Here is a 14,001-nt window from a genome sequence, read left to right on the forward strand (position 1 = left end):
CCGGTCAGAATGGTGAATCTGATTTGCTCACAAAAGGGAATCCCAATTCCGATTCCGCCTAAATTCATCCCGCTCTAACAGATTTCCGACCTCCGGCGGCCTCAATGGCAAATGGCTCTTGCAGAACGCACTCAAATCACATAAAGATATCTTTATATCTTGATTGGGTGTCGAATGACGGATGTGGTGAAGCTCGGCTTGGATGAAGTTGTTGACGTGCTGAAGGCGGTCGGCGAACCGACGCGGCTGCGTCTCATGGCACTGCTCGTAGCAAGTGATCTCACTGTCACCGATCTTACCGAAATTCTCGGCCAGTCGCAGCCGCGTATTTCCCGGCACTTGAAGCTGCTTGGCGAAGCCGGCCTGATCGACCGCTATCAGGAAGGCGCCTGGGCTTATTTCCGCTTGAAGCAGGAAGGCAAGGCGGTGACCTTGGCGCGTACGCTTCTGCGTCACACCGCCGAGAAGGACACCGTCCTGCTGCGCGATGGCGAGCGCCTTGCTTCGGTCAAGCGCATCCGTGCAGAACGCGCGCAGGCCTATTTCAGCCGCAATGCCGCCGAGTGGGACGAATTGCGCCGCCTGCATGTCGCCGATGAGGATGTCGATAAGGCGCTGATCGAGCTGATTGGCCCGCAGCCGATCGATTCCTTTCTCGATCTCGGCACGGGCACTGGGCGGATGCTTCAACTCCTGGCAGGCCACTACCGTCGCGCCATCGGCATCGATGCCAGCCGTGACATGCTCGCGGTCGCCCGCGCCAATCTCGATCGCGCCAATATCACCGCTGCATCGGTGCGTCATGGCGATATTTTCAACCTGCCGCTCGAGCAGCAGGATTTCGATCTGATCACCATCCATCAGGTGCTGCATTTCCTCGATCAGCCGGAGATCGCCGTAGCCGAGGCGGCGCGAATGCTGCGGCCCGGCGGCCGGCTCGTCATCATCGATCTCGCGCCGCACGGACTTGAATATCTGCGCGACGAGCATGCGCATCTGCGTCTCGGCTTCTCGGATCAGGCCATTTCGGATTGGCTGAAACTGGCCGGGCTGGATGTCGAGCGCGTGCAGCACCTCCATTCCGGGAGGGAAGGCGGTCAGGCACTGACAGTCAGCATCTGGCTGGCGCGCGATCCGCGGCTGCTGATGGCAGCCGACCAAGGCCACCAGTCGTCCCCCATTCTTGCCGGGAGAGTTTGACATGTCTTCGAGATCCGAAAATCGGAATGACGGTATCCGTGTCTCCTTCGAGTTCTTTCCGCCGAAGTCGGAAGAAGCTGAGCAGCAGCTGTGGGCCACCGTTGCAGACCTTAGCGATTGGGAACCCGAGTTCGTTTCCGTGACCTATGGGGCAGGCGGCTCGACGAAGGCGCCGACGCTTTCCGCCGTGCGCAGGATGATCCATGAAACACCGTTCACGACGGCATCGCATCTCACCTGTGTCGGCGCGACACGCGAAGATACGCATCGTGTGATCGACGAGTTCCTTGCCGCGGGTGTTCGCCGTTTCGTCGCCCTGCGCGGCGATCCGCCCGGCGGTGTCGGCTCGGCCTATCAGCCGCATCCGGGCGGTTACGCCAATGCCGCCGAACTGGTGGGTGCTTTGCGTGAGCGCGGCGATTTCGATATTTCCGTATCTGCCTATCCGGAAAAGCATCCGGAAAGCCGCGATACCGCTGCGGATATCGACATGCTGAAGCGGAAGGCCGAGAATGGCGCCGACCGGGCGCTGACCCAATTCTTCTTCGATAATGATGCGTTCGAGCGCTATCATGATCGCGTTCGCGCGGCTGGCATCCGCATCCCCATCGTGCCTGGCATCATGCCGATCCAGAACCTCACCCAGCTGAAGCGCTTTGCCGGCGCATGTGGCGCCAGCATCCCGTCCCGGCTTGACGAGCGTTTCGACGGTCTGGACGAGAATGTCGAGGAGCGTGCCAAGGTCGCCGCGGATGTCGCGGCCGAACAGATCCAGGATCTGATGCGTCGCGGCATTCACGAGTTTCATCTTTACACGATGAATCGCTCGCCGCTCGTCTCCGCCGTCCTTGAACGGCTTGGCCTTCAGCGCAAGGTGGATGCACGCGCCGGCGCCGCCGCCTGAAGCGCGTCGCGATCTTTCAGATTCGCTTCGTACACTTTAGGTCTTTGATTTTGAGCATGTCGTTGTCGCAAAACCGCTCCACACTTTTGCGCGACATGCTCAAGAGCATTTCCGCTTTTCTTCGAATCGCGAAAATGCCCTATCTTATTGTTTTGCTACGCATTCCGGACGGAAAACCGCTGCGCACTTTTCCTGGAATTGCTCTAAGCACCTCGCCCGACCTGCTCATGAAAAAGCGCATGTCCAGCCCGGGCATGCGCTTTTCTAATAAAGCAGAGGTTTTGTTAGCTTTTCGGAGTTTGATCGTCTGCGAATTTCGTCAAAGCCATCAGATGAAAAGCATCGTCACGACGAAAGCGAAGGCCGCACCGACCACTAGGACGTTGATGGATCGCGTCAATCCCATGTCTTCCTCCTCAGTCAGCCGTTAAGTTTTATGTCGAAAATATGTCGTTTGGAAAGCAAATTCGATGCTGCGGCGCGGCATGAGGTTGGTGTGTCGATTCATGAAGCCGTGGCAGTGTTTTGATTTTACTGAAAAAATTAGGATTGCCTGGCAGGTGACGGGTTGTGAATAAGTATTAACATGCTGTGACCGCAGGCCACTCGGCGGAGCATTCGATCATGTCACGCGCGTTCTTACGCCGTGTTTCATCCATGCATACAGCCGGCCGTCAAGGACGAGCAGGCCCGCGCCGATGAGCACCATGCCGGCGATCTCAGCGACGCCAAGCCGCTCATCCAGGAACAGGAAGCCTAGCAGAAGGGCGCTTGGCGGCACCAGCAGGGTCACTAGTGAAGCGTTCGTGGCGCCGGCAAGCGCCATGATGCGAAAGTAGAGAATATAGGCGAAAGCTGTCGACAGCAGCGCCAAGCCCAGAATAGCGGCAATCGCCGTTGCCGGCGGCGCGGCAAGAGACCAGGGCTGGTCAACGATCAAAGCGACCGGCAGCATGATCAGCGAGGAGCCGGTCAATTGACCGGCTGCGACGACGGGTGGGGCGATGCCCTTGAAGCGCTTGGCGTAGATTGCGGCAAAACCATAGGAAATCGCCGCGAGGATCGGCAGTGAGAGTGCCCAGAAGGGAACCGAGCCGCCGGTGGTGACGCTTGGTCCGAGGAGCACCGCCGTGCCGATCAATCCGAGGAAACAGCCGATGAGCTTGGCCGGAGTGAGGCGTTCGTCGGTGGTCAGCTGGTTGCCGATCAGGACGGTCCAGATCGGAGTGGTTGCGTTGAGGATGGAGGCAAGACCGGCGCCCATCTGCGTCTGACCGAAGAAGATCAGGGTATGCGGCACGGCATTGTTGATAAGCCCCAGCAGCAGAAATTGTCGCCATTGCGTCCGCAATAGCTGATAAATGCCAAAGCGGCCAGCAAGGTAGAGATGCAGCGCCAGGGCTGCCAGTGACAGGCGCAAAAGGACGAGCGTAAAGGGCGGGACGTGATGGACCGCAATACGAGCAAAGAAAAACGAACCGCCCCAGATCAGCCCGAGCAACAGAAGCAACCCCCAGGTCAAGGCGCTCATCCGGTTATCGTTACCCATCACCATCTCCCCCGTTTCGGTTCATGTAACCTGGAAGGGGGCCGGGTTTCCACCCGTTTTCCGTCGGGATCTACGGCAGTTGGTGGGCGAGGGGCTGGCAAAGGCTGCTGCAAACAAAAAAGGCGGCTTGCGGCCGCCTTTTCGATCGAGAAACAGATGAGATCAAAGCGCGTTGAGGAGCGCCGTGGTTGCCCAGCCGTCCGCCGGTATGCCGAGGCGGAATTGTTCCTTCTGGATGGCGACGCGCGTGCCGGAGCCGAGAATGCCATCGATCTTGCCGACATCGTAGCCGCGCGACACGAGCTTGGTCTGAAGCGCCTTCATGTCGACATCGTTGAGGCCTGCCTCGGGCGTGCCCTTACTATAGGGCTGGGCGCCGGCAAACCGGGTGGCGAAATAGGCGGCGGATGTCGTGTAGATGAACGATTGGTTCCAGCCGAGATAGGTGTTGTAATTCGGATAGGTCAGGAAGGCCGGGCCTTTGCGGCCCTGCGGCAGGATGAGGGCAGCCGGCAGCGAGCTGAAGCTTGTATCGCCGTCGCGGGGCTTGACGCCGAGCTGGAACCAGTCGCCTGCCGTAAGCGTGCCGCCGATGCCGGATTTTTCCCAGGGGAGATTATCCGGCACCGTTACCTCCTGCAGCCAGGGCTGGCCGCGCTGGAAGCCGAGATGCTGGAGGAATCTTGCCGTCGTCAGAATGACGTCGGGTGCACTCGTCTTCAAATTCACATGGCCGTCGCCATCACCATCGGTGCCGTAAGCGATGATATCGGGGGGCAGCATCTGCGTCTGGCCGATTTCGCCTGCCCATGCACCTGTGGTTGTTTCCGGGTCGACGTCGCCACGCTGCACCAGCTCGATCAGCGCAATCAGGCGCGGACGGAAGAAGTCCGGCCGGCGGCAGTCGTGCGAGAGGGTGACCAGCGCATTGCGGGTATTGAAGTTGCCCTGAACGGCGCCGAAATCCGTTTCCATGGCCCAGAACGCGGTGATGACGCCGGGAGGAACGCCATAGTCCTTTTCAGCCTTGGCGAAGACATCGGCATATTGCTTCATCTTCTGGCGACCGATATCGAGACGGCCCTGGCTGACGGTACGCTGAGAAAATTCGAGGAAGGTCTGGCGGAAGACGCCCTGGCTGCGGTCCATGGCGAGGACCTTCTGGTCGATCTGGGCGCCGGCGAGCGTCTTGTCGGCGGCTGCGGCATCCGCACCGTCCGCAATCGCTTCAGCCTTCACACCGGCCAGAAAAGCCGTGAGATCGCCGCCGCAAGCTACTTTTGGAGTGGCATCGCTGCTCGCGGGCGGCACTGAGGCCGGAGCCGTGCTCTGCGCCATCGCCGTACCGGTCATGGCTGAAGCGAAGAGCAACGCAAGAGCGCTGCGTCGAATAGTGTGACGATCCATGAGCGATCCTTCCTAGGTGATAGAATAGGGTCGCTTTCACAGAAGATTGTGACATAAGCAAGAGTGAAATGGAGTCGGCCTTAAGAATTTCCTTGCTTCTCTACTGCCGCCACCCAGTTTTGCCAGTTCTGCTCGGAACCGCCGAAAACATTGATATCCGTTGGGCCTTTGATGCCGGGAATGACGCCCGTCGACGTATACTGCCAGAAGGCCCAGCTGCGATCCGCATAGGTCTCTTTCGGATGCTTGGCGACCGAGCGGACCCAGAAGTGATAATCCTTGAAGTAACCGACAAGATTTTCGCGATGGAAATCGACCGACGTATAGATGATCGGGCGCTTGCCGTAATAGGCTTCGAGGCGATCCATGAAACGCTTGATTTCCGTTCGCACCGTTTCAGGAGCCGGTCTGGTCTTGCAGGTCGGGGAGCCGGGGTTCCATTCGACGTCGACCACAGGTGGAAGCGCCATCGTATCCTTCGGCACATTGCGGATGAACCAATCGGCCTGTTCGTCGGCGGTGGAGCAGAAATAGAAGAAATGATAGGGGGCGTGCAGAAGTCCGGCGGCGCTGGCTTCCTGCCAATATTCCGTAAAGCGCGGATCGATCCTGTCCTTGCCCTCCGTCGCCTTGATGAAGACGAAGGCGACGCCAGACCCCTTCACGGTTTTCCAATCGATATCGCCCTGCCATTTGGAAACGTCGATGCCGTGGATCGGATGGCGCTGCGGATGGTCGCGGCCGAAATCCTGTGGTTTCGTATCACTGAACCTGGTCTTGGGAAGGGCGGCTGTCGAGAGGGCGTCATAGCCCGTCGTGCAGCCATTCAAGAAGAGGGCGAGCGGCAGTAGACATGCCAGAAGCCGGCGCATGCGTAACCCGTTATGGCGCGAGTGATCTTGCTGCCCCAAGACTTGGCTTCCGTAATATGGTTCCCGAAAATCCGAAAGAGCGGCAGACCATACCGTTGCCGGCAGGTCTTGCCACTTTATTCACCATATCAACGTAAAAAATGCGTTATCTTCAAGCAAATTCTTATGCTTGGCGCATTCTTTGACGGATTTTGCGCTGGAATCCGCCGTCGCTCAGGCGCCGGGCTTGCTTGCTACAGCGCGCCAGGCATAGCCGCGGCCGATCCTTTCGGTCTTCACGGACATGCCGCGTGTCTGGGCCTTGTCTTGAAGCACGGTCAGAAGGTCGGCGCGCGGATCTACGTGGAACTTCTTCAGCCAACCCTTCAAAAGCGACCTGAACCAGCCCGGCAAGCCTTCCTGCTGGCCGAAATCGACGATATGCAGTTCGCCGGCCGGAGCAACGGCATCGAGCGAAGCATCGATTGCGCTTTTCCAGTCCGGGATCATCGACAGCGCGTAGGAAATCATCACGCGGTCGAACCCGCTAACGCCAAAATCAGAGGGCGAAAAAGCCGTAGCATCGGCGACGCGGAAATCCGGCATCCGCTGCAGGCCGCGGAAATTATTTCGCGCCGAAATCAGCATCTCCTGGGAGATATCAAAGCCATAGAGGCGAGCCGAGGGGAAGCGGCGATAGGCCAGCAGCATGTTGCGGCCGGTACCACAGCCGACTTCCAGGAAGGAGCCGCCGGCAGGCACATTCAGATGCTCGATCGTGCGGTCACGCCCGAACAGGTAGTATTTGCGGGTCAGGTCATAGATGTGGCGCTGATAGCGGTACATGCCGTCCATCAGCTTGGCATGGTTGCCGGCGCCGGTTTCCATGCCCGTATCCGCCTGGCTCACGCTTTTTTCCCGTAGATGTGGAAGCCGCCGTAGATGGCCGAGCGATCTCGTGCATTGAGTTCCTGTGATCGTTCCTCGAAATAGACCCACTGGTCGCGGATCGCCGGAGAAAGACGACCTTCGATGATGCTCTTTTCAGCGGCGGTGCGGAAGATGACGCGGGCGCCTTCGCGGGCCGTGCGGGTAATCTCGGCCCAGAGATGGTTGAGCTGTTCTTCGGTCATCCAGTCCTGCGCATCGAGCAGGATGTAGCGATCGCGCGAGGCGGCCGGTTTGGAGGCCAGAAGCTCGATGAAATTGGCGTGATGCACGTCGACGCGGTCGGCATTGGCACGGATCGCGGCATAGTGCTCCGGCTTGAGATAGGTGGGCAGGGGACCCTGATGCTGGGCGGCATAGCGGCGCGCAAACGCCTGCCAGGCAAAATAATTGTCGCGCATCGGGAAGTGACAAGCGAGCTTTTCAAGACGGTGCTTCAGCACGGCGGAAATGGAATCGTCGCCCGCAAGGCTTGCGAGTTCGTCATACTGCTGCGGCGGAATGCCGAGGCCGAAGAGCGAGCTTTTGCGGCCGAGCAGCCAGCGAACGGCCCGCTTGTCGAAGATCGGAGCGATCTCTTCCTCGAAGAACTGGCGCTGTTCGCGCATGGTGCGGGCTTGCGTCATCTTGTCGAGACGAACGCCGTTCAGGCGCGCCAACACATGGGCTGCGCCGATGAAGCGGCCGAGAAGGCCGGTCTTATAGATATTGCGATTGAAGACCGTGATCCGGCGGCGGCCATAGAGGTCGCGACCGTCCCAATAATTGGCGGTTGCCGCGTCGAGGCGCGATGCGATGAACTGGTCGTAGGCCTGGCTGTTGGCGGTAACGCCTGGTGTGCCGAAGAAGCGCACCAGATCGGCATGGCCAGGCAGCAAGCGGAAGGCTGCGAGCTTCAGCTTGTTGAGTGCGATGTGATGGCGGTTCAGGTCAACGACATCGATCGAGGCAGGGTTCTGCGAGAGATAGGCGAGCATGTTGCAGCCGCCGGAGCCGATGGTCACGATGCGGTGATGCGGCTGAAGCTCCATCGCCTCCATGTCGATATCCGGATCTTCCCAGATTTGCGGATAGACAAGGCCGGAAAACAACATTCCGAAGAGCCGCTCGGAGAGGCCGGCCTTGGATAGCGCCTTGTGCTGCAGGAGAGCGTCCTTGAGTTTCCGGTTCTTTTGGAGACCGGCATCCGGGGCGAATTCCGTCATCTGAGTCTTGTCACCGATTTGTGAAGTTCAGGGCGTGTAACCCGGCAATGCTACAGTCTGATGACGCGGGCTGTTGGCAGATCCGGCGGAAAAGCACCCTTGCACATATTTAAGGAGCCGCAGCCATCATAGGTCTTTCATATTGCTGCGTTTCCTGATTGTCTCCGCGTACCTTTTGGAGGGTGTGTGACATGCGTTTGATATCGAGAGTGATCGGGGCTCTTATTGTTTTGCTGCTGATCATTGTCGCCGGCGGAGCCATCTGGCTTTCCCTTTACCCGCCGGAATTGCTGAGAGTTGGTGATGGCTATGCTGCAAAGATCATCTGCTCGAACACGTTCGTGGCAAAACGCGATCCGGACAAGGTGCTGGAAGACGACGTGCAGGCCCCCGGCAATCCGGCGCTGAAGCTCGTTCGCGTTTCCGTCGATCGCGACGAAGGTGTGGTGACCGCCCGTTTCCTTGGTTTGTTTGCGCCGAATTATGCGCTTTATCGCGGGGCGCTCGGCTGCACGACAGTGCCTGATGGCGATTTGCAGGCGGCACGCAGCGCCGTCTTCCTGAACAAGATCAAGGCACCGAAGAGCGATGCGCTATGGCCGGATGGGGATGCGGTTAGCGTCGGCCAGGACGAGCAGAGCGCGAAGCTTGCCAATATCGTCACGAACCCGGATCTCGCCGGGCCCGCCATGCGGGCCGTCGTCGTCGTCAAGGACGGGCACATCGTCGCCGAGAACTATGGCGACGGTTTCAACAAGGCGACGCCTCTCATCGGCTGGTCCATGACGAAAACGGTCAATGCCGCCATTATCGGCCGTCTGATGCTGGCGGGACGCATGTCTTTCGACGATCAAAACCTGTTGCCGCAATGGAGCGCGGACGAGCGCAAGAATATCAAGCTCAGCGATCTTCTTGCCATGGAGAGCGGTCTTGTCTTCAACGAGTCCTATGGCAGCGTGTCCGATGTGACACGCATGCTCTATCTCGATCCGGATACGACCAGCGTCGCGGCCGGTGCGCGTCAGGTCGCAGCGCCAGGCGCGCGCTTCAGCTATTCGAGCGGCACGGCAACCCTGCTTTCGCGCCTCTGGATGAATCGGTTGCCCAATCTGAGCGCCGCCGTCTCCTATCCACGCGAAGCGCTTTTCGGGCCGCTCGGCATGTATAGCGCCGTTCTGGAGGCCGATGAGCGCGGGACCTTTGTCGGCAGCTCCTATCTTTACGCCAATGCTCGCGACTGGGCGCGTTTCGGTCAGTTCCTGCTTCAGGACGGTGTCTGGAACGGGCATCGGTTGCTGCCGGAGGGTTTCGTCGGCGCCATGCGTACGCCGACAAAGGCGTCGGAAGGTGTTTACTCTCAGATCCAGGCCTGGCTTGCAGGTCCCGGCGGCTCGAATGCGCAATTCGGCCTACCCGCAGATACGTTCTGGATGAGCGGCCACGACGGCCAGACGGTAGCCATCGTTCCGTCCGCCAATCTCGTTGTCGTGCGAATGGGATTGACGCCAAGTTGGGCGGACTACCGGCCGCAAATTCTGCTGAAGCGGATCATGGATGTGATAAAGCCGGCCTCGAGCTAGAGCGGGATGCCGAAAAGTGTGAGCGGTTTTCGGGCGACATCCCGCTCTAACTTTTTGATTTAGAGACGGATTCAGATTTCAGCTCGATTCGACCTGAAATCATCCGGCTCTAAAGGAAGTCTCGGAAAGGGGCGCGGCGGCTTTCCGCCCGGAATGCAAGACGAAGAGACGGAACGGTTCGGCGTTTCCATGAAATGCCGAACCGTTGCAAACCAGCGTTCAAAATGTCTCGGTAAAATCAGTAATTGCCGTTGGCGACATCGCTCAGGCCCTTGCGCTTGGCATCATAATAGTAGCCACGTGCATAGAGCTGGACGGCATTGCTTTCCTTGTTTGCGGCCTTGCTGTCTGCCGTCATCCACGCGCCGCGCAGATATTTGGCGGCGTATTTGATGTTGGTTTCCGCATCGAGGAGGCCGGACGCCGGGCCCTGGTAACCCATGGACTTGGCCGTGTTGTACTTGATCTGCATCAGGCCGAAATATCCGGCCCGGTTGTAAGCCTTCGGATTATAGCGGCTCTCGCGGTGAACGACGCGATGGATCAGCGATTCCGGGATTTCGTAGAGCTTGGCGTACTTCTGGATAAGCTTGGAGACGTAGCCCTTTTCCTCGGCCGGGACGTCTGAATCGTAATTCGCGGTGCTGGTCATCACCACCGCGGGAACGACGGTCGGGCCGCTGCTGTCGAAATTGAAGTCATAATGCATACGGTTATCCACATAGCGTGGCTGGCCGATCTGTGCCGGCGTCGCGAAAGCGACTTCAGCCTGCGCTTGGGATCCGGGACGCGGTGTCGGGACGGCAACCTGAATGGCGGCAACATCCGACGTCATCGGAATGGTCGGCTCGCCTTGCGCAATAGAGGCCGAGACCGGCGTCAGGGCAGCGTCGCCGGGGCGTGCCGGATTGGGCATCGGGATCGCGACCACGGAAGGCACAAGCGGCACGTCGGATGCGGCATAGGCGGCAGCCGTCGTCGTATTGCCTGCGGGCGCACCGGTTGCCGCGGCAATGGCGACGGTTCCCTGGTTGGGCGCGTTTGCCGCCGGGGTACCGAAACGCGCTTGCGCTGCATCGATCTGCTGCTGGTTCATGGCGCCGGGAGCGGCGTTTACCGAGCCTGGCGCAACACGGCCGGATTTTGCCAGTGCCACCTGTTGCTGCGGCTGCCGCGGGCCGATGAATGTCGGCGCTACCGCGGCCATTGCCGTGCCGCCGGTCGACGAGGCAGCGCCGGTTGCGGTCAGGGTCGTATTCGGATGCGGCACGTTGGTGTGTGCCGACGGGAGTTCTGCCTGAGACGTCTGCTGCTGAGTGCTTGCACACCCGGCGAGAGCGCCGCACATCATTGCCGAAAAGGCAACGCTGCGCTTCAGGCTGGGAAATCCGATCGCTACCATTCTGTCACTTTCGAAAAGCCAAACCTAATTTCGATGCAATTCGGTCACAGGACCGCCAAATTCGATCACAGGATCGATAAAATTATGAATCCCCATTAACCTATCCGTGAACGGGCCGCAACCCTGCAACGCCTCAGGCGGCCATCCGGCGGTAACCGGCGGTCACGGCGCCGGCGGCAATCAACAGGGTACCGCCCGTTCTGTTGACGGCGCGTTGCACGCTTGCCTTGCGGATGAAGCCGCGTGCCATGTCGGCTACGAACACGTAAATGAGCGAGTTCAGGGCCGCCAAAGTGAGGAAGGTTGCCTCCAAAATAAGTGTTTGCTCAAGAAATGGCTTCGATAGGTCGAGAAATTGCGGCACAAAGGCGACGAAGAACACGATGCTTTTCGGGTTGAGTGCCGTTACAACATATGCGTGCAGCATGATTTTTAACGGTTTTTCCTCGGGGAGATTGTCATTGTCGCCCAACGGACCCGTCACGATCGGTGCTCTCCACAGCTTGATTCCGAGGAAAACGAGGTAGGCCGCGCCAATCAGCTTAAGAATCGTGAACAATGTCGCTGAAGTGGCGAGAAGGGCGCCAAGGCCGGCCAGGGAGGCGGTCATTGCCGTAAAATCGCCCAAAGTGACGCCGGTCACGGTTGCCAAGGCCGTCTTGCGGCCGTGGCCCAGCGCATAGGATATGACAAGGAGAATGGTCGGACCCGGTATGGCCAGCATGATGCAGGACGCGGCGGCGAAAGCGAGCCAGGTTTCGATGGACATAGAATCCTCCTCTATTCCTCTTCCGCCGCCAGCAAAGACACCGGAGTTGCGATCCGTCAATCCGCTTGATCACGATCGGGCCGCTTGATCATCGATCAGGCCGCTTGATCCGCAGATCAGGCCACTTGATCCACAGATCAGGCCGCTTGATCACAGATCAGTCCGATTGGTCGCCGGTCGATCATGCCTGCGTGTATTTCTGACCGATATGGTCCATCACGTCGGCGAACCACGGCTGCGTGATGTCGAACGCCTTGCCGCCCTTGATGCGGGGGAATTCGATGACGCGCAGCTTGCCGCCCTGACCTTCGTCGTGGCCGGTGACGCCCGATACCTTGTTGAGCGCGCTTTCCACAGCGAGATCGACCATGCCCTGGATCAGGCGGAGATCTTCGCCATTTGCGGGCGCGGAGCGTGCGAAATAGCCCGACTTCTGCACCATGGAGCGTTCGGCGCCGATAATCGCGGCGAACTGCTTCTGGAACCAGCCGCCGACATTGATCGTATCGATCTTCACGTGGCCGAAGGCATCACGCTTGACGCTTTCGCCGGCGGCTTCGCGTTCGGCGACGATGGCGTCGAGACCGGCACCCTCCGACACGAACAGCGTCACCTGGCCGGTCTTTTCCATGCTAGCGCGCAGGCGTTCGCCTTCCGCCTCGATATCGAATGTCATTTCCGGCAGATAAAGGCCGTCGATGCGCTTCAATTCGGCATTCATCATAAAGCCGTCGACATATTCGTTGGCGCTGGTCTTCTGGATATAGGCGCGCGCCGTTGCGGCCGTCAGCCAGCCACAGTGGCGGCCCATCACTTCATGAATAACCAGCGTACGCGGCGCGGCGGTCTGTTCGTTGCTGACATTGTCGAAGAAATGCGCGCCGACCTCGGCTGCCGTCCAGGCGCCGAGAGACTGGCGGATCGGCACGACATCATTATCAACGGTCTTCGGCAAGCCGACGACGGTCAGATTGTAGCCGTTGGCGCCGAGATAGGCGGCAAGATCCGCCGCGGTGGTGTTGGTGTCGTCGCCGCCGATCGTGTGGAGAATGGTAATGCCATCGGAAGCCAGTCGCTCGGCTGCGACGCGCAGCGGGTTTTCGCCTTCCTTGACCAGGCCGCGCTTGACGCAATCGGCAATGTTGGTGAGCTTAACGCGGCTGTTGCCGATCGGCGAACCGCCATAGCGATGCAACAGATAGGCTTGTTCGCGCATGGTCGGCGTCACCTCGATGCTGTCTCCGAGCAGCACGCCCTGATAGCCGGACCGATAGGCGATGATGTCGAGATCAGGCGCCACGTCACTGTAGCGCTGGATCAGCCCGCCAACTGCGGACGAAAGGCAGGGCGCCAATCCGCCGGCGGTGAGCATTGCGACTTTCTGTTTGGCCATGGAGATCCTCCTTGCAGTCGAGCTGCTTCATTTCAATGGTTGAGGTGGGAATGGATGCGACAGGCGGGCATGGGTGTAAAGTAAAGAATTTAAGAAATCCGCGCTTTGTTTTCCCGCTGGAGGGCAGATCGTGCACAATTGGATGAGGCGGGACATACGCAATCATTACCAAATTGTGAAAAGAGTTTTCCGCCTTGCGACGAATGGACTGCTTGCAATGGCAACCATAATTTGATCAAGGTGTTCTACTGTTTAGAGGCCGTTGGAACCACCATGTCGTTTTGGGAAAAATTGCTGAATGCTATCGGTAACACTGCCGGCAATGCCCTGTCGGCGGTGGTCGAAGCTATTCGCACTGTCTTCGAAGGCGACCCGGAAACCCGACGCAAAGTGGCCTTTTCCGTCGCTATTATCGCACTTTCGGCCAAGATGGCGAAGGCTGACGGCGTTGTGACGGAAAACGAGATCAATGCATTTCGCGAGATCTTCGAATTTCCTCCCGACCAGGCCAAGAACGTCGCACGCCTTTATAATCTGGCGCGCCAGGACGTGGCCGGCTACGAGGCCTATGCGGAGCGCCTGTCTTCGCTTTGCGAGACCTGCACGAAGAATTGCCCGGTGCTGGAGGACGTGCTGGATGGCCTGTTCCATATCGCCAAGGCCGACGGCTTGATCCATGAGAAGGAAATGGCCTTCCTTCAGCATGTCGCCGAAATCTTCCATATGAGCGAACAGCGGTTCGAGCAGATCATGGCCCGCCATGTGAGCGTCAGTGGCCGTGACCCCTATAAGG

The 14,001-nt window shown here is 59.1% G+C and carries 13 protein-coding genes; 5 read left to right on the forward strand and 8 right to left on the reverse strand.

What is annotated here, in order from left to right; translation table 11 throughout:
- Nucleotides 1-174 precede the first annotated feature (174 nt).
- The 3 genes from ACPYOP_RS31675 to ACPYOP_RS31685 are packed head-to-tail and all read left to right on the forward strand — an operon-like array spanning nucleotide 175 to nucleotide 2,535.
- The gene (locus tag ACPYOP_RS31675; protein WP_481414178.1) at nucleotides 175-1,200 is read left to right on the forward strand and encodes an ArsR/SmtB family transcription factor; all 1,026 of its coding nucleotides are present in this window, start codon (nucleotides 175-177) and stop codon (nucleotides 1,198-1,200) included.
- A 1-nt stretch (nucleotide 1,201) separates the two neighbouring features.
- The gene (gene metF, locus ACPYOP_RS31680; protein ID WP_481414179.1) at nucleotides 1,202-2,104 is read left to right on the forward strand and encodes a methylenetetrahydrofolate reductase [NAD(P)H]; all 903 of its coding nucleotides are present in this window, start codon (nucleotides 1,202-1,204) and stop codon (nucleotides 2,102-2,104) included.
- Nucleotides 2,105-2,160: 56 nt separating this feature from the next.
- Nucleotides 2,161-2,535 carry a hypothetical protein gene (locus tag ACPYOP_RS31685; protein WP_481414180.1) on the forward strand — a complete coding sequence of 125 codons (375 nt, stop codon included), beginning with the start codon at nucleotides 2,161-2,163 and terminating at the stop codon, nucleotides 2,533-2,535.
- A gap of 191 nt (nucleotides 2,536-2,726) precedes the next feature.
- Here the strand turns inward: ACPYOP_RS31685 and ACPYOP_RS31690 are convergent, their stop codons facing one another.
- From ACPYOP_RS31690 to ACPYOP_RS31710, 5 genes are all read right to left on the reverse strand, one after another.
- The gene (locus tag ACPYOP_RS31690; protein WP_481414181.1) at nucleotides 2,727-3,653 is read right to left on the reverse strand and encodes a DMT family transporter; all 927 of its coding nucleotides are present in this window, start codon (nucleotides 3,651-3,653) and stop codon (nucleotides 2,727-2,729) included.
- A gap of 162 nt (nucleotides 3,654-3,815) precedes the next feature.
- Nucleotides 3,816-5,060: a lytic murein transglycosylase gene (locus tag ACPYOP_RS31695; protein ID WP_481414182.1), complete on the reverse strand. Its 1,245-nt coding sequence runs from the start codon at nucleotides 5,058-5,060 to the stop codon at nucleotides 3,816-3,818.
- Between the two features lie 80 nt (nucleotides 5,061-5,140).
- Nucleotides 5,141-5,932 (reverse strand): glycoside hydrolase family 25 protein, encoded by a 792-nt coding sequence (locus ACPYOP_RS31700; RefSeq protein WP_481414183.1) that lies wholly within the window; start codon nucleotides 5,930-5,932, stop codon nucleotides 5,141-5,143.
- 213 nt (nucleotides 5,933-6,145) lie between these two features.
- Nucleotides 6,146-6,820, reverse strand: a complete 675-nt coding sequence (locus ACPYOP_RS31705) for a class I SAM-dependent methyltransferase (RefSeq protein ID WP_481414184.1) — start codon at nucleotides 6,818-6,820, stop codon at nucleotides 6,146-6,148.
- Entirely contained in the window at nucleotides 6,817-8,064 is a 1,248-nt protein-coding gene (locus ACPYOP_RS31710; protein ID WP_481414185.1) for a BtaA family protein, read from the reverse strand. Before ACPYOP_RS31710 ends, ACPYOP_RS31705 begins: the two co-directional genes overlap by 4 nt.
- A gap of 191 nt (nucleotides 8,065-8,255) precedes the next feature.
- On the opposite strand from ACPYOP_RS31710, the gene ACPYOP_RS31715 reads away from it, so the two are divergent.
- Nucleotides 8,256-9,644, forward strand: coding sequence for a serine hydrolase domain-containing protein (locus ACPYOP_RS31715; protein WP_481414186.1), 1,389 nt, complete (start codon nucleotides 8,256-8,258; stop codon nucleotides 9,642-9,644).
- A gap of 238 nt (nucleotides 9,645-9,882) precedes the next feature.
- On the opposite strand, the gene ACPYOP_RS31720 is transcribed toward ACPYOP_RS31715, so the two are convergent.
- The 3 genes from ACPYOP_RS31720 to ACPYOP_RS31730 form a co-directional block, all read right to left on the reverse strand.
- Nucleotides 9,883-11,046 (reverse strand): transglycosylase SLT domain-containing protein, encoded by a 1,164-nt coding sequence (locus ACPYOP_RS31720; protein WP_481414187.1) that lies wholly within the window; start codon nucleotides 11,044-11,046, stop codon nucleotides 9,883-9,885.
- A 133-nt stretch (nucleotides 11,047-11,179) separates the two neighbouring features.
- Nucleotides 11,180-11,815 carry a LysE family translocator gene (locus ACPYOP_RS31725; RefSeq protein ID WP_481414188.1) on the reverse strand — a complete coding sequence of 212 codons (636 nt, stop codon included), beginning with the start codon at nucleotides 11,813-11,815 and terminating at the stop codon, nucleotides 11,180-11,182.
- Nucleotides 11,816-11,996: 181 nt separating this feature from the next.
- Complete coding sequence (locus tag ACPYOP_RS31730) at nucleotides 11,997-13,208, reverse strand: pyrophosphate--fructose-6-phosphate 1-phosphotransferase (RefSeq protein WP_481414189.1); 1,212 nt, start codon at nucleotides 13,206-13,208, stop codon at nucleotides 11,997-11,999.
- 273 nt (nucleotides 13,209-13,481) lie between these two features.
- On the opposite strand from ACPYOP_RS31730, the gene ACPYOP_RS31735 reads away from it, so the two are divergent.
- Nucleotides 13,482-14,001 (forward strand): tellurite resistance TerB family protein (locus tag ACPYOP_RS31735; RefSeq protein WP_481414190.1); only part of this gene is annotated, 520 nt, incomplete at its 3' end.

Source organism: Rhizobium sp. KNZ2-6A, assembly GCF_056755475.1.